This is a genomic window from Pseudomonas sp. Z5-35 (assembly GCF_051131945.1).
GTDB classification, from domain to species: domain Bacteria; phylum Pseudomonadota; class Gammaproteobacteria; order Pseudomonadales; family Pseudomonadaceae; genus Aquipseudomonas; species Aquipseudomonas marvdashtae.
Window position 1 is genome coordinate 1,089,484 of sequence record NZ_CP071640.1, and the last position, 21,114, is coordinate 1,110,597.

A 21,114-nucleotide genomic window follows, 5' to 3' on the forward strand; every position below is an offset into this window, starting at 1 on the left:
GACCGCAGCATGTGACAGCTGATACACCTCGTGTATCAGCTGTCACATGCTGCGGTCTTTTTGCTCAATCGTCCGACGGATTGAGCAGTTCGGATAACGCGTCTGGCTGGCTCTTGAAGGCCTTGGCAAACACATCGCGATTCTTCGCCATGTAGATCCCGGCTTCTTCCACTTGTTTCTCGCTCAGCGAAGGCACGGCTTTTTGCAACACCTCGGCCAGCAATTCGGCGAGTTCCAGCATTTTGTCATGACGGTCAGCTTCGGCTTTATCCATGAACAAGCGCTCCAGATCTCGGCTGCTGCGGTATACCACTTCGACGGCCATTCACCACCTCACATGCCTTCACATTGGTTTGTCTATGCGACTACTGTATTTATATACAGGCAAAAGAATAAGCGAATCCTGATGCTTTGGATAGTGGCTTTTTAATGTAGACCGGTTTCTAGGTTTGTCGCCTAGGACAAACGTGTCCGCGACGAGGCCGTTCGATGTCGCCCACGTGTCGAATGCCAGCCCCGTGCCATCTCATTCCGGTCGCTGGCCTTTTTTCTGCATGCAGAACAACCGTCACGTCTAACCCGCATCATCCGGTCGAGCCGACCTAAGGAAAACTACATCGTGAAAATCAACTGGGCCGAGAACCTGCGCCAGAACGTACACCAGCTGGCCGAATCCCTGGGCAACCTGTTCGTCGAGACCTTCCACTACCTGGCGCTGTTCGCCATTGGTGCGGTGACCGCGTGGGCGGCGGTGATGGAGTTCCTGCAGATGATCGAGGAGGGGCACATCAAGATCGACGACATCCTCCTGTTGTTCATCTATCTGGAGTTGGGGGCAATGGTCGGGATTTACTTCAAGACCAACCACATGCCGGTGCGGTTCCTGATCTACGTGGCAATCACCGCGCTGACGCGCCTGCTGATTTCCAATGTTTCCCACCACAGCCCGCCGGACCTGGGAATTATCTACTTGTGTGGTGGCATCCTGCTGCTGGCATTCGCGATCCTGGTAGTGCGCTATGCGTCCTCGCAGTTTCCCTCAGTGAAGATCGAACATCCGCACCGCAAGGTCGGCGCGGGTTCGAGCGAGCATGCTGAAGTGGAAAAGGGCGAAATCTAGAGACCGGCGGCGCTGCAGGCCTGGCCTTGGACCTGCAGCGGCGGCACCTTGATGGTGTCGCCGCCGGTCATGGCTTCGAGGATGGCCACGGCGCTGTGGCCCTGCTCGATGGCAATGCCGAATTGAATGCTCTGCACCAGGCGCTTGAGCCGTTCCGGGTCGTTGCGTTGTTGCGCGCTGATCATGCGCTTGGCAACGACGCGCCCGGCCTTGGACAAGGTCAGCATGATGCTGCCGTCCAGGCCCTGGATGCTCAGGTTGATCTGGTATTGCGGCGCGAAGGCGTCCGTAATGATCTGAAAAGGGTTGTCCATGATGCGTCACCGCCTGATTGAACGTGCAGTTGTTGACCGGCCATGATCAGGATTAGTTCGCAACACCGGACCATCGGCCATTCCATGATCGTATCCATCGCCAGCTTCCCGAGGCGGGCAGGCGGCTGACCAACAGATCGCAGCCCGCGGCGCCTCCTGCAAGGGAAGTAGCAAGGGGCATGCCGGAAAAACTGTCGGACAATGATCACGGCGCCTGGACGCGCAATGCTCTGGAATGCGGTTATGGCGGCGGCCCGTTTCGGGGCACTGGCGGGCCGATGTTCGCTGACGGTGCAGGGCACGCAGGCGGATTGGAATGAACAAGCGGGGCGAGACAACTCCCGACATTAACAGTGCTATTGCTCGTTGTCCGGCTTTATTTGCAAATGAATATTTATCTTTTTTCGGGGGTTGAATTGTTCTTCCGCCAGCCCGACTCTGTATTCAAGGAGCCGTTGCATCAACGTCGACGGCTCCCGGCGAGCTAGCTGAAATAAGGGATGAACTATGCAAATCCAAGTCAACAGCGATAACCATATTCAAGGCAGCATCCGACTGGAGGAGTGGGTACGTACTACCATTGAAAGCACGCTCGAACGTTACGAAGAAGACCTGACACGGGTCGAGGTTCATTTGGGGGATGAGAACGGTGACAAGCCTGGTCCCCATGACTTGCGTTGCCAAATTGAGGCTCGGCCAAAGGGCCATCAACCAATATCCGTGACGCACAAGGCGGATACCCTGGAGCTGGCGCTCGACGGCGCAGCCGAGAAGCTGGAACATGCGCTGGAACACTTGTTTGGCAAACTGCGCGGCAAGCGCGCCGCCACCAACGGCCAGACCGAGTCGATTGCACTGGCTGATGCCATGCTGGAAGAAGAATTCCTCGAGAACGAACGGGCTGCGCTTAACGGCTAAACCCGATCACTGAAATGACCCACCAAACAGACGGGCCTGCAATCGCAGGCCCGTCTTGTTTCAGCTATTCACCGTGGCCCGAATCAGAACGCCACGGACGTCTGCACATACAACGTGCGCGGTTCCCCTACGTACTTGCCCCGGTTGTTGTCGTCGAACGAGCGGGTGAAGTACTGGGTATTGAAGATGTTCTTCACGCCCACCGCTACGTTCAGGTCCGACAGTTGCGGGCCGAAGTCATAGGCGGCGCGGCTGCTGAACAGCATGTAGCCAGGAATATTGCCGGTGCTGCCATCGGCGCTTTCAGCGCGGGTATTGGCATTGTCGGCAAACTGCGCGCTCTGGTAGGTGCTGTCCAGGTTCAGCTGCCATGGCCCGTCCGTGTAGCCCACGCCCAGCGTACCTTTGTGCGTGGAGGAAAATGGCACGCGGTTGCCCTTGTTCGGTCCGTCTTCGCGGATGGTGGCGTCGACGTACGCATAAGTGGCGTACACATCAAAGCCGGCCAGCGCCGGGCTCAGGCCGTCGAGAGCATAGTTGATGCTGGTTTCGATGCCTTGGTGGCGAGTCTCGCCCCGGGCGATCACCGAGTCATTGGTCTGGTTGCTTTCGTACTGGTTGTCGAAGTTGATCAGGAAAGCGCCGATTTCCGCCCGCAGGTTGCCATTGTCATAGCGAGTGCCGAGTTCCCAGGTGCGGGCCTTCTCCGGCTTCACTTCGCCGCTGCTGACGCGGTTGGGCATCTGGCTGTACTGCACGCTGCCGAATGAACCTTCGGTGTTGGCGTACAGGTTCCATTGATCGGTCAGGTGATACAGGACGTTCAGCGCCGGCAGGGCGGTGTTGTAGTCGCCCTTGTATTTCACGTTGGTCAAGTTGTTGGTTTGCTGCGACTCGATCATTTCGTAGCGAATACCGGGCGTGATCGTCCATTTGCCGATATCGATCCGGTCATCGATGAAAAATGCATTGGCTTCGGTTCCGCCACGGGTATCGCGGTCGTTGCGGCTGGAGGTGGTCGGCAACTCGTTGCTGGCGATGGGTGTGCGATAACGCAGTTCATGGCCGGCTTCGTTGATATAGCGATAGCCGACGCCGACCTCGTGGCTGGTCGGGCCGAGGTCGAAGCCTTGGGCGAAACGGGTTTCCAGGCCGCGTACCCAATATTCGCGGGGTGACAGGGACAGGAACGTGCCCTGGTCCAGATAGCCGCTGCGCAAGGTTTTGGTGAAGAATGTATTGGCGGTAAATTCTCGCCGGTCCTGCTGGTAGCGGTAGCCGAAATTGACCAGGGTACGACGGCCCCAGAATCGGTCCTTCTGACGAGTGGACTGGTATGGGTCGGCGTCGTAGTCGGCGACATTCAGGCCGCCGGGCATATCGGCCTCGCCTTCGTAATACTGGGCCATGGCGCTGAAACTGTTGGCTTCGTCCAGTTGATAGTTGCCCTTGAGGATCAGGTCGTCGATTTGCGTGTCGCTGTGTTCGCGCCAGTCGCCGCCGCGGGTGCCGGAATACAGCAGCGCACCGCCCAAGCCGTTGTCGGCGGTGCCACCGGCCAGCAGATTGGAAGTCGTCTTGAAGCCGTCGTGGCTGGATGACGGGCTCGTCTCGGTCTGCACGCCGCCCTTGACCGTCGGCGCATCGGGAATCGCCCGGGTCACGAAGTTCACCACGCCGCCGACGTTTTGCGGGCCGTAGCGCACCGCGCCACCACCGCGCACGACGTCTACCGCGTCCACGTTGCCCATGCTGACTGGGGCGAACGACAGCTGTGGTTGGCCATATGGGGCGAAGGGCACCGGGATGCCGTCCATCAGCACCGTGGAGCGCGAGGCCAGGCGCGGATTGAGGCCGCGAATGCCAAAGTTCAGCGCCATGTCATGGCTGCCGGTGCCGTTGTTTTCCGGTGCGTTGACGCCGGGAATGCGATTGAGCACGTCCCGCGCCTGCGTCGCGCCCTGGCGCTCGAATTCTTCGCGGCGGATGACGTCACGGGCGCCCGGGTGCTCGAACACATTAGTCTGCGCGGCGTCGCCGAGCCAGTCGCCGACCACGGTCGTGGTGCCGATGTCCAACGCGGTGCTGCTGACCGGCTGCAGGCTGAAAGCATTGTCCCCCTCGGGCCGGGCTTGCAGGCCTGTGCCTTCAAGCAGCGCGCTCAGCCCTTGCTCGGGGCTGTAGCTGCCTTCCAGGCCGCGACTCTGCAGGCCTCCGGTCAGTTGCGAGCCGAAGGAGATCAACACGCCGGCTTCGCGGCCGAACTGATTGAGAGCGTTTTCCAGCGACGACGGCGCGATGTGATAGGCCTTGGCCTCTGCAGCCAGCACGGCGGGCAGTGCGACGAAACTCAAGCTGGCCCCCAGGAGCAGTTGACGCGCGACGCGAGCGAGCGGGGTTAGACGGGTGGGTTGCTGCGGCATGGATGGGAGTCCCGAGAAGGTTATATCGAAGTGGCTTTCCTTCTCTGTCACCCGAGGTGTGGAAAACGGCTCACTGGAGCAGCATTTTTTTTCGGTGGGTGGCGATGACTCAAGCGCGAGCTTCGACCGTGACCCAATAGCGAGTGAAGCGCCGCACTTTTACCGGCAGGCTGATTTCCAGCAGATCGAGGATTCGTTCGCTGTTGTCCAGCGGATAAGTCCCGGAGACCAGAAGGTTGGCCACCGCCTCGTCGCAGTGCAGTTGGCCGCGTCGGTAGCGGCCCAGTTCATCAAGGAAATCCGCCAGGCGCATGTGCGCGGCGACCAACATGCCCTCCGTCCAGGCACCACTGTTGGCGTCCAGCGCGGTGGCGGGCCCGGTGCCGTTGATGCCAAGGGACGCTTGTCGTGAAGCCGTCAGCAGAAAAGCCGGGCCGTGCCCGCTGCGAATGTCCACCTGGCCGGCAAACACCGCTACCTGAGTGTGGTCTGCATACTCGCGTACATTGAAGCGGGCGTCGTGGCTTTCCAGCAGGCCATGGGCGGTCAGCACTTGCAGGGGGCGCGGGTCCTGGGCTGCGGTCAACAACAGTTCCCCTTCCAGCAGGCGGATCAGGCGGCGTTGAGCGTCGAAGCGAATATCGACCGCGCTGCCGCTGTTGAGCTGCAACTGGCTGCCGTCATCCAGTCCCAGGCGCCGCCGCTCGCCCACAGGGCTGCGGAAATCGGCGAGCAATGGCGGTAACAATTGGCGTTCACGCAGGCCCCAGGTCACCGCCGAGCCGGCACCCAGCAGCAACAGCATCTTGAGCGCCCGACGCCGCGTTGCAGCCCTGGGGGTGTTGAGCGTCGCATGGGCTAACGGAGCGGACACATTGCGCAGCCGCTGGTTGACCCGCTGGATGTGCTCCCAGGCGCGGCGATGTTCGCTATGTGCATTGAGCCACTGTTCCCAGGCTTGCTGCTGGCGCGTATCGAGCGGCCCTTGCTGCATTTCCAGCAGCCAGTGCACCGCCTGCTCGGCGACTTGCGCGCTGACGTTCGGCGCGCTTGGCATCGGCGGGTTCACAGGGCGAAGTAGCAGCGTATCGCTGCCTTGTTCAGGTGGCGCTTGACCGTCGCCAGGGAAATACCCAGTTCAAGGGCGATTTCGTTGTAGGTCAGGCCATCGATCTGCGCCAGCAGGAACGCCTTTTTGACCGCACGCGGCAGGCCATCGAGCAGTTGATCCAGCTCCAGCAGCGTTTGCAGGATGATCGCGCGGTCCTCTTCCGAAGGCGCCACCTGTTCGGGCAGTTGGGCAAGCGCGTCAACGTAGGCGCGCTCCAGGTCCTGACGGCGGTAATGGTTGAACAACACACGCTTGGCGATGGTGGTAAGAAAGGCCCGCGGTTCGAGAATTGGCTGGGGATCGCGTGCCGCCAGTACCCGTATGAACGTGTCTTGCGCCAGGTCGGCGGCGCTTTCGGGGCAGCCGAGGCGGCGTCGCAACCAGCCGTTGAGCCAGTTGTGATGGGCGATATAAAGCACTTCGACGGTAGGGGCGGACGGCAACAGGAACACTCCGACAGCGATCGGCTGCGCTAGAGAACAAGAATTGTTCGCATTGTAGGGGTGCGGCGGGGGCTACGGCAATCGGGATGCGTGTCTGCTTATTTGTTGGACCGGGGCGCGACGGCGACTAGCACAGAAACGCCTGTCGATATTCCCCGGGCGTGGCGCCCACGACTTGGCGAAAACGGTTGGCGAAATGACTGGCGCTGGCGAACCCGCAGGCCAGCGCAACATCGCCCAGCGCTTGTGAAGTGCTGCGCAGCAAGTGTCGCGCCTGTGACAAGCGTCGTGCCAGCACATACTGGTGGGGAGGCAGCCCGAAGCTCTCGCGGAACATTCGGGCGAAATGGTATTCGGACAAGGCGCAAAGCGCCGCCAGTTGCCCAAGGCTGATGCCCTCGGCCAGGTGACTGTCGATGTAGTCCACCAGCATACGCCGTTGATGGGCAGCCAGGCCGCCCTTGAGGCGAAGCCCCTGGCGCAGGCCGACCTGACTCAGCAGCAAATGACTGAGCAGGTCATGGGCCAGGCTGGTGCAGAGCAGGCGTTCGGCGGGTTCGTTCCAGTTCAGCGCGATCAACTGGCGAAAGCGCTGGGCCTGTTGCGGGTCGTCGAGAAACGTTGCCTCATGCAATTGCACTTGCCGAGGTTCACGATCCAGCAACGTGACGCAACCGAGGGCGAACTGTTCGGGGCTGAAATACAGGTGGGCGAGGCGAATGTCACCATTGATGACCCAGGCCGACTCATGCCCGGCCGGCAGCACGCAGAGCTTGTCTGGTGCCCCGGTGGCGTCGGGTCGTTCGCGGCGAAACGTGCCGGTGCCGCCAGCGATGTAGCACGACAGCGTATGGTGGGTTGGCGCCTCGTAGTCACGGGCGTCATGGTGATTGCTCCACAAAGCGGCCGCCAAGCCGTCCCCGAGCTCGGCGCTGTGCTCAAGGCGAGCGTTGGGCGAGCTGTTGAGGGCTTGAAAGACTTGCAAGGTTTGCAGTGTGGACATGATCGGTTCTCTCCAACGCCTTGCATCCTACTCCGTCGGCCGATCCGTGCCAGCCTGCCAGCCGACAAAACCGCAAGTTTACGCAAGCGCCAGGTCAATGACGGCGTGACACTGGGAACCATTGCCAGGAGTCGCCGTCATGAACCTCTCGCTGTACCTGCTTACCGTGATCATCTGGGGCACCACGTGGATTGCGCTGAAATTGCAATTGGGCGTGGTCGCCATCCCGGTGTCGATCGTTTATCGCTTTGGCCTCGCGGCGCTGATTCTGTTCGTGATGCTTTTGCTCAGCCGGCGCTTGCAGGTGATGAACCGGCGCGGCCATCTGATTTGCGTCGCCCAGGGCTTGTGCCTGTTCTGCATCAACTTCATGTGTTTCCTGACCGCCAGTCAGTGGATTCCCAGCGGGCTGATTGCCGTGGTGTTCTCCACGGCCACCCTTTGGAACGCCCTGAATGCGCGGGTTTTCTTCAGTCAGCGGATTGCCCGTAACGTGTTGCTGGGCGGTGCGCTGGGGCTGTTCGGGCTGGCGCTATTGTTCTGGCCGGAGCTGGCCGGTCACAGCGCAAGCCCGCAAACGTTGCTCGGATTGGCATTGGCGCTCTTGGGAACGTTGTGTTTCTCGGCGGGCAACATGCTGTCGAGCCTGCAACAGAAAGCCGGCCTGAAGCCGCTGACGACCAACGCTTGGGGCATGGCCTACGGGGCCGCGATGCTGTCCGTGTGGTGTCTGTTTCACGGCATCCCGTTCGACATGGAATGGAACACGCGTTACGTGGGCTCGCTGTTGTATTTGGTCATTCCAGGTTCGGTCATCGGCTTTACCGCCTACCTGACGCTGGTAGGGCGCATGGGCCCAGAGCGGGCGGCGTATTGCACGGTGCTGTTCCCGGTGGTGGCATTGAACGTCTCGGCGTTTGCCGAGGGTTATCAATGGACGGCGCCAGCGTTGGTCGGGCTGGTGCTGGTGATGCTGGGCAACGTGCTGGTGTTCCGCAAGCCGCGACCCGTGGCCGCGCAAGTCTCGCTAGCTCGCTGAGCCATTACGTCTGACGTTAATCCCGTGGAGGGAGCAAGCTCCCTCGCCACGGTGTGTTCCTCGTGGTGTCCGCGGTTATTTCCAGACTTGCGAGTTGACCAGGTTCTTTGGTCGCTCGCCCAGCAAGGCGCTGCGCAGGTTCTCCACGGCCAGATTGGCCATGGCCTCACGGGTTTCATGGGTAGCCGAACCGATATGCGGCAAGGTCACGGCGTTTTTCAGCTGGAACAGCGGGGACTCGGCCAGCGGCTCTTTCTCATAGACATCCAGCCCGGCGCCGCGGATGCGGTTGTTCTGCAAGGCTTCGATCAGCGCCGGCTCGTCCACCACCGGGCCACGGGAGATGTTGACCAGGATGGCGCTGGGTTTCATCAGGCCCAGCTCGCGTTGGCCGATCAGGTGACGGGTCTTCTCGCTCAACGGCACCACGAGGCAGACGAAGTCGGCTTCGGCCAGCAGCTGGTCCAGTTCGCGAAATTGCGCACCCAGCTGGGTTTCCAGTTCAGTCTTGCGGCTGTTGCCGCTGTAGAGGATCGGCATGTTGAACCCGAGCCGGCCGCGTCGGGCAATGGCTGCGCCGATATTACCCATGCCGACGATACCCAGGGTCTTGCCATGCACATCGCTGCCGAACAGCGGTGGCGCGACCGTCGCTTGCCACTGTCCGGCCTTGGTCCAGGCGTCCAGTTCAGCGACGCGACGGGCACTGCTCATCAGCAGCGCGAACGCCAGGTCGGCGGTGCTTTCGGTGAGCACGTCGGGTGTGTTGGTGAGCATGATTCCGCGTTCATTGAAGTACGCCAGGTCATAGTTGTCATAGCCCACCGACACGCTGGACACCACTTGCAGCTTCGCGGCATTTTGCAGTTGCTCGCGGCCGAGCTTGCGGCCGACACCGATCAACCCGTGGACGTGGGGCAAGGCTTCATTGAACTGCGCATTGATGTCGCCGTTCGACGGGTTGGGCACAATCACGTCGAAGTCCTGTCGCAGGCGCTCAATCATAGGCGGCGTGATGCGGCTGAAGGCAAGTACGGTTTTTTTCATCGTGCAAGGCTCTCTGCAGGGAATACCAAGCACGCTAACATTCCTGGCGCGGGTTAGGCGAGGGGGGCGGTGTTTTTGGTGCACCGCAACTCCCTATGGAGGCTATGCCGCCCGCAGCGAAATAAAGGCGTAGTTCATCGGCGTTTCAGTGACGACGCATGCGCCGGCGGCTTTGACCTGGCTGGCGATGTCATCACCGGACAGATGGAACTGCCATTCTCCTGCCGCTTGCTCAAGCGGCTGCGAGCGGGCCTGATCGATGGCAGCGGCGAACGCGCTCATGTCCGGCAGGTACGCGGTGAACCCATCACCTTTGAGCGCAGTGGTGTGAATGCCCAGGGCCACGCAAATGCGTTCCTTCATGCCGATCTCCTGACGATCGGCCTGGCGCGAGCGCTCAATCAGCCGAGCGAGCTCCTGGTCGACCAATTGACCGCCGACAATCAACTGCGGCCCCGTTTCCCACGACTCCGGCGGACAATCCTTGGTGGCGGTGTCGAGCGGGATGTGCGGGTTGATTTCCATCGGATAGATGCGGCACACCAAGGGGCGGCGCTCATAGATGCGGCACAGGTTGTCGGCGTCCAGATTATGGCAAGGGCCGGCGTTGTAGGCGGCAAACGTGATCGCCACGAGGGCCTCGCTCGTGCCGCTGCGCACCACCGCCGAACGCCGTTCGGCGTGCTCGCGTTGTGCCACGGGCAGGCCGAGGCCATTGGCCAGGAAGGCCTCGACCAGGACGATCACTTGCCCGCCATCCTTCGCCCACATCCTGGCTTCGTCGAGGGTCAGGGGAACGTGATGACCGGTACAGCATTTGCCGCACCCTACACAGGAAAACGTTGTGTTCATTGATCGACCGAAGACAAATGGGCTGAAAGCAGCGACAGAAAAGCGCCGCGATGCGCCCTGCGAAGCAAGTTATGCGCCAGCCATCATGGATTGCCAGCCGGGCGGATCGAATCCCATTCGGTCACGAACGCGGTCTTGGTTTTCTTGCGGTAGAGACACAGCTCGGTGCCGCTCGCGCCTTTCATGTGGGCCTGCGGGTATTGGCCTTGCAGCAACAGCGCGGTGTAGCCCACCCGGTCGTCGAATTGCGCGGCGCTGCCGATCGGTTCGGGGTTTTTCAGGGTGCTGGCCTTGAGGCAGCTGGCGAGCACTTTTTTGTCGTAGGCAGCCCAGGCGTCGGGGCTGGAAGCGTGAGCCTGGAGGGTCATTGCGGCGATAAGGCCGAAGAGCGTCAGGGCCGGGGTTTTCATCAGCGAAGTCCTTGTTTGGGAAGGCAAGGACTGGAGTATGCCTGAGGATGGCCCGGCTCAAAGGCTGCAAACACCGCAGCCTCGAAGCGGGCAGCGGTCAGCGACCTTGTTCGGCAACCGCCTTGGCCGCCGTGATCAGGCACTTGGTCAATTCCGGTGAAGAGAACTTGGTGAGTACCCCGTTGGCGCCGGCCAGCCTGGCCTTTTCGCTGTTCATGGCGCTGTCGAGCGAGGTATGCAGCAACACGTAGAGGTGAGCGAAGTCCGGCGTCTCGCGCAGCGTGCGGGTGAGGGCGTAGCCGTCCATCTCCGACATCTCGATGTCGGAGACGATCAGATTGATCTCTTGTGCGGTGCCCTGCAGCTCCAACAGGCAGTCGATGGCTTCCTTGGCGCTGCGGGCGGTGTGGCATTGCAGGCCGAGGTTACGCAGGGTATGCACCGATTGTTGCAGCGCCACCTGGCTGTCATCGACCACGAGGATGCGCGCGTTGCCCAGCACTTCGGCGTCTTCCATGCTCAGCTCGGTCGGTGCTGTCTCGATCTGCGCGGGCGCTATGCCATGGATGACTTTTTCGATGTCCAGCACTTGCACCAGCGTACCGTCTACCGAGGTCACGCCGGTAATGAACGCTCGCACACCGCCGGAGCCGTAGGGCGGCGGTTTGATGTCAGTGGTCAGGCAATGCACGATCTTGCTCACGGCCTGTACGTGCAAGCCCTGTTTGGAGCGGCTGACATCGGTGACGATCAGGCAGCCGCCGTCCGGATCTTCCAGCGGCCGTTCGCCAATGGCGCGGCTCAGGTCGATCACCGACAGCGATGTCCCGCGCAGCGTGGCGATGCCTTTGACGTGCGGATGCGACTCCGGCAGCTTGGTCAGCGGCGGGCAGGGGATGATTTCACTGACCTTGAGCAGATTGATCGCCATCAGCTTGCCGCTGCGCAAGGTAAACAGCAGAAGCGAAAGTGAATCTGCGCGGGCTTTGTTTGAAGACATAAAAACCTTCTGTGGAAAAAGGTGAGGCGAGCGGGAACATCGCCAAGACAGCTTTGATAATGGGTTATCGACTTGTCGGGGGCAGGCTTTAGGACGAAAACCATCGACAACAAGGATCGCTATAACGGGGACTGGTGAAAGGTGGCGCCCTCGGCCACTACTTGAGGCCCAGGCGCTTCGCCATGCGCCCCAGGTTCGCCCGGTCCAGGCCCAGCTCCCGGGCGGCGCTGGCCCAGTTGTGCTGGTGGCGTTCCAGGCAGGCGCCGATCATTTGTCGCTGATAATTTTCCGTGGCCTGGCGCAAGTCACCGGACACCGTCACCGTGGATTGCGGCGCAGGGCTGATCGTTGGGACGTTATCTGCGGTGGCATGGGGCAAGTCAAGATCCCCGGCGCTCAAGCTGAGAATCTTCGGCCGTATTTTGCAATGACCCAGTGCCTTCAAGGCGCTGCGACCGATCAGGTGTTCCAGCTCGCGCACGTTGCCCGGCCAATCGTAGGCTAGCAATGCGGCCTGGGCATCGCTGGTCAGGCGAAGGCTGCCCAGGCCCATGCGCGAACGGTTCTGTTCGAGGAAGAACCCGGCGAGCAACAGCACATCGCGTCCGCGCTCACGCAGCGGTGGCACCTGCAGCGGGTACACGCTCAGTCGATGGTAGAAATCGGCCCGATAACGGCCATTGCGCACCTCCTCGGCGAGGTCGCGATTGGTCGCCGCGATCAGGCGCACATCGACGCGGTGTTCTTTGTCCGAGCCGAGCCGCTGCAACTGCCCGCTCTGCAGCACACGCAACAGCTTGGCCTGGACGGTCAGGGACAGTTCACCGACTTCATCGAGAAACAACGTGCCGCCATCGGCCAGTTCGAACTTTCCGCGTCGGTCGTTCGTGGCCCCGGTGAAAGCGCCCCGTACATGGCCGAACAGCTCGCTTTCAACCAGAGTGTCCGGCAGGGCCGCGCAGTTGAGGCTGATCAGCGGCTGGTCGGCGCGCTGGGAGGCGGCGTGGATCGCCTGGGCCACCAACTCTTTGCCGACCCCGGTTTCGCCGGTGATCAGCACCGTCAGGTCGCTGCCACCCACCAAATTGATTTCTTCCACCAAGCGTTTATGGGCCTTGCTTTGGCCGACCATGTCGCGGTGCTGCTGGCCGCTGGCCTGGCGATAAACCTCGGCACGGTGGTGTTCGTCTTCGGCCCTCAAGGCCAGGTGCTCGATACGCTGGGCCGCGCTGACCGTTGCGGCGGCGAGGCTCGCGAAGGCTTGCAAGGCGCTCAGGTCGATGGGCTCGAAACGTTCCGGGTCCAGGGAGTCGAGGGTCAGCAATCCCCAGGGCCGCTCATCGACGAACAGCGGGCACCCCATGCAATCGTGGACTTCGAGATGCTCGTCCAGCCCCTCGACCAGCCCATCGTATGGATCGGGCAGATCGCTGTCGGTGGCGAAGCGAGTCGGCTGCGCACTGGCCAGCAACGCCTCGAAACGCGGATGCTCGCTGATGCGGAATCGCCGACCCAGCGTGTCGGCGCTCAAGCCATCCACCGCCAACGGCACCAGGCAGTCGCCGTCCAGGCGCAGCAGTGCGGCGGCATCGCAAGGCAGGAGGGCGCGCAAGGCGCCGAGCAGGCGGCGGTAGCGCTCGCTCTCCGGCAGTTCGCGGGACAGGTCCGCCACCAGGGGCAGCAGCGAGGTGAGCAAGGAGGTTGCGGTCATAATGACTCCATCTGGTCATATTGACTATAAACGGTAGCGTGTCGTTATGACTATCTTGTTCTCAATCTATTGAAATTAAAGGAATAAATTATTGGCACGGAAACTGATAAACCTAGGCATCTGTTATCAGTTCCAAGCGAGGAGTCACCCATGCTGAGTCGAGAACAACGCACCATTATCCGCTCCACCGTCCCATTGCTGGAAAGCGGTGGTGAAGCGCTCATCACTCACTTCTACCGCATGATGCTGGCTGAGTACCCGCAAGTGCGGCCGCTGTTCAATCAGGCCCACCAGGCCAGTGGCGACCAGCCGCGTGCCTTGGCCAACGGTGTGCTGATGTATGCGCGGCACATCGATCAGCTCGACCAGTTGGGCGACCTGGTGGCGAAAATCGTCAACAAGCATGTCGCCTTGCAGATTCAACCGGAACACTATCCGATCGTCGGTTCATGCCTGCTGCGGGCAATCGCCGAGGTGCTGGGCGAGGAAATCGCCACGCCTGAAGTGATTTCGGCATGGGGCGCCGCCTACAACCAGTTGGCCGATATCCTCATCGGCGCCGAAGCCGGGCTGTATGACCAGAAGGCCGCGGCACCAGGCGGCTGGCGCGGCGAGCGCGAGTTCATCCTGACGGCCAAGGTGCCGGAAAGCTCGGAGATCACCTCGTTCTACTTCGAGCCGGCGGACAACGGGCCGATTCTGCAAGCGGAGCCGGGCCAGTACATCGGCATGAAGCTGGTGCTGGGCGGCGAAGAAGTGCGGCGCAATTATTCGCTGTCGGCCCTGGCGGACAACGGTCAATACCGCATCAGCGTCAAGCGCGAGGCGGGCGGTCGCGTGTCCAATTACCTGCACGACGATTTCCTGGTGGGCAGCAGCATCCAGCTCTTCCCGCCGTCCGGGGACTTTTACCTCACGGCCAGCGATAAGCCGCTGGTGTTGATCAGCGGCGGCGTTGGCATCACTCCAACCCTAGCGATGCTGCAGGCGGCGCTGCAAACCGAGCGGCCGGTGCATTTCATCCACTGTGCGCGCAACGGCGGCGTCCACGCTTTCCGCGACTGGATCGACGACCTGGCCGCGCGTCACCCGCAACTCAAGCGTTTTTATTGCTACGACGAAGACGACGGTTCCGGTCGCGTGGCTGACAAGGTCGGGTTGTTGGGCGAGCAACAGTTGGCGCAATGGCTGCCGGAGCAGCGGGACGTCGATGCCTACTTCCTTGGACCGAAGGGTTTCATGGCGGCCGTCAAGCGTCACCTCAAGGCCTTGGGCGTGCCAGCGCAACAGAGCCGCTACGAGTTCTTTGGTCCGGCAGCGGCGCTGGAATAAGACAGCATCGAGCCTGCTCGCGATGGGGGCGGCACTGTCCGGCCCCATTCCAAAGAGCCTTCCCCAGCCAGAATTAATCCACAGTTAACTCTCTTCCTGTCTATTCCCTTGATGTTGCCGACGGCGGCTCGTTCACGGCCATGGTCTGCGTGTAGACTTCGGCCATCCGATAGCGCGCCGGGTGCCGCCAGGTCGCGCGTCGATCCATGTCTATAAAGGGAAACGCAATGAGTGAGGAAATGATGCGGTTAGGCCGAGAACGGCGCTACCTCGTGCTGCTGGGGCTGATCTGCCTGGGGCTCATCGGCGGTGCGCTGTACATGCAGGTGGTACTCGGCGAAGCGCCATGCCCACTGTGCATCCTGCAGCGCTATGCGTTGTTGCTGATCGCCATCTTCGCCTTCATCGGTGCCGCCATGCGCACGCGCCGCAGCCTGACGATTTTCGAAGGCCTGGTGGTGCTGTGTGCCTTGGCCGGGGCAGGCGTGGCGGGTCATCACGTGTACACCCAGTTTTTCCCCGCGGTCAGCTGTGGCGTCGACGTCCTGCAACCGATTGTGGACGACCTGCCGCTGGCGAAGATTTTCCCGCTGGGCTTCCAGGTCGATGGTTTCTGCTCCACCCCGTATCCACCGATCCTCGGTCTGTCGCTGGCGCAATGGGCGCTGGTGGCGTTCGTGTTGACCGTGGTGCTGGTGCCTTTGCTGGTGTCGCGTAATCGCAAGCCGCTTCGCTGACGAAACGCTTGAGACGCCCCGGTTTCTTCTTTCAGGAGCCGGGGCGTTTTGCATTTCAGTCCCAGCGGGAGACAGCCTTGATCCGGGACAAGAATGCCCTGCGACAACGTGCGACACGTTGTCACATATCTCGCCCCCGGCGACCTTTCAAGGCGTGAATAGGCGTCCGATCCTGCAACAAAAAAACAGCCGGATTGGCCCTGGTTCGCTCGCCAGTTCTCTGTTGGAGCAGGCATTTTTAACAGCGAAGCATCCTGCCGTACAGCCCCCGAAAAATGGGCGCATTAAGGGCGTTCAGGTCCGATGGGATGCCCTGGAGCTGTCTAAATCGGGCGTAGTAGCCCTACGATTTTTGGGGTTCTTGTTGAGAATTAATTTCGATAACATGCTGGCCCGTTGCAATAGCGGCGACAGATTGTTGCCGGATCGGATAAAAATTATTTCGGGTTAAGACATGGTCTCCAAGGCTCCAGCTCACTACAATCGCCCGCACCGATTTTCCGACCCGGCTCAGGCTTGAGCACGAGAGTGGTCGAAGGGCGCGAGCGCCCCATGCGACCCCAGGTGTCGGTGCCTCCAACTACCCGCACCAAATGGAATTGGGCTTGAACTAGGCCTTTGACCAACGAATAAGAACTCACTGCTGGCCCAGGATGTGTCGAACAGCGTCTGACGTTCGAAGGGCAGCCCTTATTCAATCCAAGAAAATGCCAACCCTTGGCAGGGTGAAGTGTTGGCGATCAAAACCCAACTGCATTGCGCAAGCTGCTTTAGAGGTCGTGAGATGAGTAAAAACAGGTACCCCCGATTACTAGGCTTGTTGCCGCTGCTCGGCACGTTGCTGCTGGGAGGCTGCAATATGACCTTGCTCGATCCCAAGGGCCAGGTCGGCCTGGATGAACGAAACCTGATCATCACCGCCACGCTGCTGATGTTGCTGGTCGTCGTGCCGGTTATCGTCATGACGTTCCTGTTCGCCTGGAAATACCGCGCGTCCAACACCAGTGCCACCTACACCCCGAAATGGTCCCACTCGACCAAAATCGAAATCGCGGTGTGGACCATTCCGGTACTGATCATCATTGCCCTGGGTTACATCACCTACAAGTCGACCCACGCCCTGGATCCGTACCGCCCGCTGGACTCCGACGTCAAGCCGATCACCATCGAAGTGGTCTCGATGGACTGGAAGTGGCTGTTCATCTATCCGGAACAAGGCATTGCCACGGTCAACAAGATCGTGTTCCCGGCCCATACGCCGATCAACTTCAAGGTCACCTCCGACACCGTGATGAACTCGTTCTTCATCCCGGGCCTGGGCGGCCAGATCTATGCGATGGCCGGCATGCAGACCAAGCTGCACCTGATCGCCAACCAGAACGCCGAACTCGACGGTATCTCCGCCAACTACAGCGGCGCGGGTTTCACCGGTATGAAGTTCAAAGCAATCGCCACGACCCAGGAAGATTTCGACGCCTGGGTCAACGATGTGAAGAAGGCACCTAAACAGCTTGAAAAAGCTGAATACGAAGCCCTTTCCAAGCCGAGCCAGAACAACCCAGTCGAACTTTACTCGTCGGTCACGCCGAACCTGTTCCAGACCATCATCGATAAGTATGAAGGGATGAATCCGGGCAAGCCGATGCATCACGAGAAGCACGAGAAGGAAGTGGTCCACAACATGGAAGGGATGGACATGAGCTCGCATTCAGCTGCCGGGGCAGAGGAGTAAACGATGTTTGGTAAATTAAGTTGGGAAGCGATCCCGTTCCACGAGCCGATTGTCATGGTGACCCTCGCCATCATCGCGCTCGGTGGTCTGGCATTGTTTGCAGGTATCACTTATTTCAAGAAGTGGACCTATCTGTGGACCGAGTGGTTGACGTCGGTCGACCACAAGAAGATTGGCGTGATGTACATCATCGTCGCCATGGTCATGTTGCTGCGCGGCTTTGCCGACGCGATCATGATGCGTACCCAGCTGGCCATGGCCACCGAGGGTTCGCCCGGCTACCTGCCGCCTGAACACTATGACCAGATCTTCACCGCCCACGGTGTGATCATGATCATCTTCATGGCGATGCCATTCTTCACCGGCCTGATGAACCTCGCAGTGCCGCTGCAGATCGGCGCGCGTGACGTGGCCTATCCGTTCCTGAACTCCTTGAGCTTCTGGCTGCTGGTGTCCGGCGTGGTGCTGATCAACCTCTCCCTGGGCGTCGGCGAATTCGCCAAGACCGGTTGGGTTGCCTATCCGCCGCTGTCGGGCCTGCAATACAGCCCGGGCGTGGGGATGGATTACTACATCTGGGCGCTACAGCTATCCGGGTTGGGTACGACGCTGACGGGGGTCAACTTCCTGGCCACCGTGCTGAAAATGCGCACCCCGGGCATGAAGCTGATGGACATGCCGATCTTCACCTGGACCTGCACCTGGGCCAACGTGCTGATCGTCGCTTCGTTCCCGATCCTCACCGCTACCCTGGCTTTGCTGACGCTTGACCGCTACATGGATTTCCACATTTTCACCAATGAGCTGGGTGGAAATCCGATGATGTACGTCAACCTGTTCTGGGCTTGGGGTCACCCTGAGGTGTACATCCTGATCCTGCCGGCGTTCGGTATTTTCTCCGAAGTCATCTCGACGTTCTCTGGCAAGAAACTGTTTGGCCACCACTCGATGATCTACGCTTCCGGCGCGATCTCGGTGCTGGGCTTCATGGTCTGGCTGCACCACTTCTTCACCATGGGTTCGGGGGCGAGCGTCAACGCCTTCTTCGGCCTGGCGACGATGCTGATTTCGATCCCGACGGGTGTGAAGCTGTTCAACTGGCTGTTCACCATTTATCAGGGCCGCCTGCGTTTCACCAGCCACGTGCTATGGACCCTGGGCTTCATGGTGACCTTCGCCATCGGCGGCATGACCGGCGTACTGTTGGCCATCCCGGGTGCGGACTTCGTGCTGCACAACAGCCTGTTCGTGATCGCGCACTTCCACAACGTGATCATCGGCGGCGCCGTGTTCGGCTACATCGCGGGCTTTGCGTTCTACTTCCCGAAAGCGTTCGGCTTCAAGCTGCACGAAGGTTGGGGCAAGGCAGCGTTCTGGTTCTGGATCTCGGGCTTCTTCGTCGCGTTCATGCCGCTCTATGCACTGGGTTTCATGGGCATGACCCGACGCTTGAATGCCACCACCAACCCTGAATGGGTGCCGTACCTGTACGTCGCCATGTTCGGTGCGGTGATGATCGCGGTCGGCATCGCCTGCCAGTTGATCCAGTTGTACGTCAGTGTGCGTGACCGCAAGAAGCCGGAAAACATGTGCGAACACGGTGACCCGTGGAATGCCCATACCCTGGAATGGTCGACTTCTTCGCCACCACCGTTCTACAACTTTGCCGTGCTGCCAAAAGCGGACGTCATCGACCCGTTCACCGAGGCCAAGGAAGACGGTACCGCGTACCAGGCTCCGGCCAAGTACGCGCCGATCCACATGCCCAACAACACCGCTACCGGTGTGGTCATGGGGGCGCTGTTGACCGTGTTCGGTTTCGCGATGATCTGGCACATCTGGTGGCTGGCCATCGCCAGCCTGGTCGGCACCGTGGTGTATTTCACCATCCATGCCGCCCGTGATGACCAGGGCTACATGGTGCCGGTGGATGTCATCGAGCGCATCGAAGCCGAGCAGCACAAGCGCCTGGTCGCGGCCGGGAAAGTCCCAGCCTCCGCCACCCGTGTTGAAACCTCGTTGGAACAGGCTTAAACCATGTCGAACTTAGTGACCAATGTTGGACACGCCCATGGTCATGACCATGGGCACGATGACCATCACCACGACTCGGGCGAGATGACCGTATTCGGTTTCTGGCTCTACCTGATGACCGACTGCATTCTGTTTGCGTCGATCTTCGCGGTGTACGCGGTGCTGGTTAACAACGTCGCCGGTGGCCCGTCGGGCGCCGACATCTTCGAACTTCCTTACGTGCTGGGCGAAACCGCGCTGCTGCTGTTCAGTTCGATCACCTACGGCTTCGCCATGCTGGCGTTGTTCAAGGGTAAGAAAACCCAGGTCCTGGGCTGGTTGGCCATGACCTTCCTGCTGGGCGCCGGCTTTATCGCCATGGAGATCAACGAGTTTCATATCTTGATCGCCGAAGGCTACGGCCCTAGCCGCAGCGGCTTCCTGTCCGGGTTCTTCACCCTGGTCGGAACCCACGGCCTGCACGTGACCAGCGGTCTGATCTGGATGGCGATCATGATGTACCAGGTCCAGAAAAATGGCCTGACCGCCACCAACAAGACGCGCCTGAGCTGCCTGAGCTTGTTCTGGCACTTCCTGGACGTGGTGTGGATCTGCGTATTCACCGTTGTATATCTGATGGGGACTCTGTAAATGGCTAACGCACATTCCCATGATGGCCACGACGCCGGCCACGGCAGCGTCAAGTCCTACGCCATCGGTTTTATCCTGTCGGTGATCTTGACCGTCATTCCGTTCGGCCTGGTGATGTATCCAACGCTGCCGAAGAGCCTGACGCTTTGGATCATCCTGATCTTCGCGGTGGTCCAAGTATTGGTCCACCTGGTGTACTTCCTGCACCTGGACCGTTCGGCCGCCCAGCGTAACAACGTGATTGCGTTCGTCTTCGCGGCGTTGGTGATCGTACTGTTGGTCGGCCTGTCGTTGTGGATCATGTTCAGTATCCACACCAACATGATGGCGCACTGAGGAAACTCCGAATGTCACTGAAGCACTTTATCCAAATCACCAAGCCGGGGATCATTTTCGGTAACGTGCTTTCTGTGGCGGGCGGTTTTTTCCTGGCCTCGAAAGGGCATGTCGATCTGGCCATCTTCCTGGCGGCGATGATCGGCACTTCCCTGGTGGTGGCGTCCGGTTGCGTGTTCAACAACTGCATCGACCGCGACATCGACATCAAGATGGAGCGAACCAAGAACCGGGCGCTGGTGCAAGGCCTGGTGTCGGTGAAGCTGGCACTGGTGTTCGCCACCGTGTTGGGCGTGGCCGGCGTGGCGCTGCTCTATTGGGTCGCCAACCCGTTGGCGGCGTTGTTCGCGGTGATCGGTTTTGTCATCTACGTCGGCCTCTACAGCCTGTACCTCAAGCGCAAGTCGGTCCACGGCACGCTGGTGGGCAGCCTGTCGGGGGCGATGCCGCCGGTGATCGGTTACGTCGCCGTCAGCAACAGCTTCGACATGGCCGCGCTGACGCTGCTGGTGATGTTCAGCCTGTGGCAGATGCCGCATTCGTACGCCATCGCGATCTTCCGCTTCAACGATTACCTGGCCGCTTCGATTCCGGTGCTGCCGGTCAAGCGTGGCATCCAGGTCGCCAAGAAGCACATCCTGCTCTACATCCTGGCTTTCCTCGTGGCGACCTTGATGCTGACCTTCAGCGGCTACGCCGGCATGAGCTACCTCGCCGTCGCCGCCGCCATGGGCATGTACTGGCTGTACATGGCCTGGACCGGCTACAAGGCGGTGGATGACAGGGTCTGGGCACGCAAGCTGTTCGTGTTCTCGATCTTCACCATCACCGCCCTGAGCGTCATGATGTCCCTGGACTTCAAAGTGCCGAGTGAGCTGCTGCTGACCTACGCACCTTAATCTTCAGACGCTGCAAAAAAGCC

At 60.5% G+C, this 21,114-nt stretch carries 21 protein-coding genes; 10 read left to right on the plus strand and 11 right to left on the minus strand.

What is annotated here, in order from left to right; all coding sequences use genetic code 11:
- Positions 1 to 64: 64 nt before the first annotated feature.
- Complete coding sequence (locus J3P95_RS05160) at positions 65 to 325, minus strand: YebG family protein (RefSeq protein WP_434578428.1); 261 nt, start codon at positions 323 to 325, stop codon at positions 65 to 67.
- A 294-nt stretch (positions 326 to 619) separates the two neighbouring features.
- Here J3P95_RS05160 and J3P95_RS05165 point away from each other — a divergent pair, with 294 nt between their 5' ends.
- Entirely contained in the window at positions 620 to 1,120 is a 501-nt protein-coding gene (locus J3P95_RS05165) for a phosphate-starvation-inducible protein PsiE (RefSeq protein WP_186611035.1), read from the plus strand.
- Here the strand turns inward: J3P95_RS05165 and J3P95_RS05170 are convergent.
- Positions 1,117 to 1,434 (minus strand): DUF3509 domain-containing protein, encoded by a 318-nt coding sequence (locus tag J3P95_RS05170; RefSeq protein ID WP_434578426.1) that lies wholly within the window; start codon positions 1,432 to 1,434, stop codon positions 1,117 to 1,119. The two genes, J3P95_RS05165 and J3P95_RS05170, sit on opposite strands and share 4 nt — an antisense overlap.
- Before the next feature lie 507 nt (positions 1,435 to 1,941).
- Here J3P95_RS05170 and J3P95_RS05175 point away from each other — a divergent pair.
- A complete protein-coding gene (locus tag J3P95_RS05175) occupies positions 1,942 to 2,352 on the plus strand; it encodes an HPF/RaiA family ribosome-associated protein (protein WP_305496719.1) in 411 nt (136 codons plus the stop codon).
- An 83-nt stretch (positions 2,353 to 2,435) separates the two neighbouring features.
- Here J3P95_RS05175 and fecA read toward each other — a convergent pair whose 3' ends face one another.
- The 4 genes from fecA to J3P95_RS05195 all read right to left on the minus strand — a co-directional run bounded on the left by fecA (position 2,436) and on the right by J3P95_RS05195 (position 7,332).
- Positions 2,436 to 4,775 carry a TonB-dependent Fe(3+) dicitrate receptor FecA gene (gene fecA / locus J3P95_RS05180; protein ID WP_434578424.1) on the minus strand — a complete coding sequence of 780 codons (2,340 nt, stop codon included), beginning with the start codon at positions 4,773 to 4,775 and terminating at the stop codon, positions 2,436 to 2,438.
- A gap of 109 nt (positions 4,776 to 4,884) precedes the next feature.
- Positions 4,885 to 5,832, minus strand: a complete 948-nt coding sequence (locus J3P95_RS05185; RefSeq protein ID WP_434578422.1) for a FecR domain-containing protein — start codon at positions 5,830 to 5,832, stop codon at positions 4,885 to 4,887.
- Positions 5,833 to 5,840: 8 nt separating this feature from the next.
- Positions 5,841 to 6,329: a sigma-70 family RNA polymerase sigma factor gene (locus J3P95_RS05190; protein WP_434578420.1), complete on the minus strand. Its 489-nt coding sequence runs from the start codon at positions 6,327 to 6,329 to the stop codon at positions 5,841 to 5,843.
- 127 nt (positions 6,330 to 6,456) lie between these two features.
- Positions 6,457 to 7,332: a helix-turn-helix domain-containing protein gene (locus tag J3P95_RS05195; protein WP_434578418.1), complete on the minus strand. Its 876-nt coding sequence runs from the start codon at positions 7,330 to 7,332 to the stop codon at positions 6,457 to 6,459.
- A gap of 139 nt (positions 7,333 to 7,471) precedes the next feature.
- Between J3P95_RS05195 and J3P95_RS05200 the strand changes: the two genes are divergently transcribed.
- The gene (locus J3P95_RS05200; RefSeq protein ID WP_434578415.1) at positions 7,472 to 8,371 is read left to right on the plus strand and encodes a DMT family transporter; all 900 of its coding nucleotides are present in this window, start codon (positions 7,472 to 7,474) and stop codon (positions 8,369 to 8,371) included.
- A 75-nt stretch (positions 8,372 to 8,446) separates the two neighbouring features.
- Here the strand turns inward: J3P95_RS05200 and J3P95_RS05205 are convergent, their stop codons facing one another.
- The 5 genes from J3P95_RS05205 to norR all read right to left on the minus strand — a co-directional run bounded on the left by J3P95_RS05205 (position 8,447) and on the right by norR (position 13,391).
- The gene (locus J3P95_RS05205) at positions 8,447 to 9,418 is read right to left on the minus strand and encodes a 2-hydroxyacid dehydrogenase (protein ID WP_434561259.1); all 972 of its coding nucleotides are present in this window, start codon (positions 9,416 to 9,418) and stop codon (positions 8,447 to 8,449) included.
- Positions 9,419 to 9,520: 102 nt separating this feature from the next.
- The gene (locus J3P95_RS05210; RefSeq protein WP_434578413.1) at positions 9,521 to 10,270 is read right to left on the minus strand and encodes a YkgJ family cysteine cluster protein; all 750 of its coding nucleotides are present in this window, start codon (positions 10,268 to 10,270) and stop codon (positions 9,521 to 9,523) included.
- Between the two features lie 83 nt (positions 10,271 to 10,353).
- A complete protein-coding gene (locus J3P95_RS05215; protein WP_434578411.1) occupies positions 10,354 to 10,680 on the minus strand; it encodes a hypothetical protein in 327 nt (108 codons plus the stop codon).
- A 97-nt stretch (positions 10,681 to 10,777) separates the two neighbouring features.
- On the minus strand, positions 10,778 to 11,680 hold the full coding sequence (locus tag J3P95_RS05220) for a chemotaxis protein CheV (RefSeq protein WP_030139917.1): 903 nt from the start codon (positions 11,678 to 11,680) through the stop codon (positions 10,778 to 10,780).
- Between the two features lie 157 nt (positions 11,681 to 11,837).
- Positions 11,838 to 13,391, minus strand: coding sequence for a nitric oxide reductase transcriptional regulator NorR (norR, locus tag J3P95_RS05225; protein WP_434578409.1), 1,554 nt, complete (start codon positions 13,389 to 13,391; stop codon positions 11,838 to 11,840).
- Between the two features lie 150 nt (positions 13,392 to 13,541).
- On the opposite strand from norR, the gene hmpA reads away from it, so the two are divergent.
- From hmpA to cyoE, 7 genes are all read left to right on the plus strand, one after another.
- Positions 13,542 to 14,723 carry an NO-inducible flavohemoprotein gene (gene hmpA / locus J3P95_RS05230; protein ID WP_434561267.1) on the plus strand — a complete coding sequence of 394 codons (1,182 nt, stop codon included), beginning with the start codon at positions 13,542 to 13,544 and terminating at the stop codon, positions 14,721 to 14,723.
- Between the two features lie 227 nt (positions 14,724 to 14,950).
- The gene (locus tag J3P95_RS05235; protein WP_186611021.1) at positions 14,951 to 15,460 is read left to right on the plus strand and encodes a disulfide bond formation protein B; all 510 of its coding nucleotides are present in this window, start codon (positions 14,951 to 14,953) and stop codon (positions 15,458 to 15,460) included.
- A gap of 784 nt (positions 15,461 to 16,244) precedes the next feature.
- Positions 16,245 to 17,192 carry a ubiquinol oxidase subunit II gene (cyoA, locus tag J3P95_RS05240; protein ID WP_434561269.1) on the plus strand — a complete coding sequence of 316 codons (948 nt, stop codon included), beginning with the start codon at positions 16,245 to 16,247 and terminating at the stop codon, positions 17,190 to 17,192.
- A gap of 3 nt (positions 17,193 to 17,195) precedes the next feature.
- A complete protein-coding gene (gene cyoB, locus J3P95_RS05245; RefSeq protein WP_434578407.1) occupies positions 17,196 to 19,226 on the plus strand; it encodes a cytochrome o ubiquinol oxidase subunit I in 2,031 nt (676 codons plus the stop codon).
- A gap of 3 nt (positions 19,227 to 19,229) precedes the next feature.
- Positions 19,230 to 19,856: a cytochrome o ubiquinol oxidase subunit III gene (locus J3P95_RS05250; protein WP_434561273.1), complete on the plus strand. Its 627-nt coding sequence runs from the start codon at positions 19,230 to 19,232 to the stop codon at positions 19,854 to 19,856.
- Positions 19,857 to 20,192: a cytochrome o ubiquinol oxidase subunit IV gene (gene cyoD / locus J3P95_RS05255; protein WP_434561275.1), complete on the plus strand. Its 336-nt coding sequence runs from the start codon at positions 19,857 to 19,859 to the stop codon at positions 20,190 to 20,192.
- 11 nt (positions 20,193 to 20,203) lie between these two features.
- Positions 20,204 to 21,091, plus strand: a complete 888-nt coding sequence (gene cyoE / locus J3P95_RS05260) for a heme o synthase (protein ID WP_434561277.1) — start codon at positions 20,204 to 20,206, stop codon at positions 21,089 to 21,091.
- The last annotated feature ends 23 nt before the right edge of the window (positions 21,092 to 21,114 follow it).

What these genes read in the sequence shown, in the direction of transcription:
- J3P95_RS05215 (WP_434578411.1), bottom strand. Translation starts at nt 10,680, where the DNA reads ATGAAAACCCCGGCCCTGACGCTCTTCGGCCTTATCGCCGCAATGACC.
- J3P95_RS05195 (WP_434578418.1), bottom strand. Translation starts at nt 7,332, where the DNA reads ATGTCCACACTGCAAACCTTGCAAGTCTTTCAAGCCCTCAACAGCTCG.
- J3P95_RS05205 (WP_434561259.1), bottom strand. Translation starts at nt 9,418, where the DNA reads ATGAAAAAAACCGTACTTGCCTTCAGCCGCATCACGCCGCCTATGATT.
- J3P95_RS05235 (WP_186611021.1), top strand. Translation starts at nt 14,951, where the DNA reads ATGAGTGAGGAAATGATGCGGTTAGGCCGAGAACGGCGCTACCTCGTG.
- cyoB (WP_434578407.1), top strand. Translation starts at nt 17,196, where the DNA reads ATGTTTGGTAAATTAAGTTGGGAAGCGATCCCGTTCCACGAGCCGATT.
- norR (WP_434578409.1), bottom strand. Translation starts at nt 13,391, where the DNA reads ATGACCGCAACCTCCTTGCTCACCTCGCTGCTGCCCCTGGTGGCGGAC.
- fecA (WP_434578424.1), bottom strand. Translation starts at nt 4,775, where the DNA reads ATGCCGCAGCAACCCACCCGTCTAACCCCGCTCGCTCGCGTCGCGCGT.
- J3P95_RS05200 (WP_434578415.1), top strand. Translation starts at nt 7,472, where the DNA reads ATGAACCTCTCGCTGTACCTGCTTACCGTGATCATCTGGGGCACCACG.
- cyoE (WP_434561277.1), top strand. Translation starts at nt 20,204, where the DNA reads ATGTCACTGAAGCACTTTATCCAAATCACCAAGCCGGGGATCATTTTC.
- J3P95_RS05210 (WP_434578413.1), bottom strand. Translation starts at nt 10,270, where the DNA reads ATGAACACAACGTTTTCCTGTGTAGGGTGCGGCAAATGCTGTACCGGT.
- J3P95_RS05170 (WP_434578426.1), bottom strand. Translation starts at nt 1,434, where the DNA reads ATGGACAACCCTTTTCAGATCATTACGGACGCCTTCGCGCCGCAATAC.
- J3P95_RS05220 (WP_030139917.1), bottom strand. Translation starts at nt 11,680, where the DNA reads ATGTCTTCAAACAAAGCCCGCGCAGATTCACTTTCGCTTCTGCTGTTT.
- cyoD (WP_434561275.1), top strand. Translation starts at nt 19,857, where the DNA reads ATGGCTAACGCACATTCCCATGATGGCCACGACGCCGGCCACGGCAGC.
- J3P95_RS05185 (WP_434578422.1), bottom strand. Translation starts at nt 5,832, where the DNA reads ATGCCAAGCGCGCCGAACGTCAGCGCGCAAGTCGCCGAGCAGGCGGTG.
- J3P95_RS05160 (WP_434578428.1), bottom strand. Translation starts at nt 325, where the DNA reads ATGGCCGTCGAAGTGGTATACCGCAGCAGCCGAGATCTGGAGCGCTTG.
- J3P95_RS05175 (WP_305496719.1), top strand. Translation starts at nt 1,942, where the DNA reads ATGCAAATCCAAGTCAACAGCGATAACCATATTCAAGGCAGCATCCGA.
- hmpA (WP_434561267.1), top strand. Translation starts at nt 13,542, where the DNA reads ATGCTGAGTCGAGAACAACGCACCATTATCCGCTCCACCGTCCCATTG.
- J3P95_RS05250 (WP_434561273.1), top strand. Translation starts at nt 19,230, where the DNA reads ATGTCGAACTTAGTGACCAATGTTGGACACGCCCATGGTCATGACCAT.
- cyoA (WP_434561269.1), top strand. Translation starts at nt 16,245, where the DNA reads ATGAGTAAAAACAGGTACCCCCGATTACTAGGCTTGTTGCCGCTGCTC.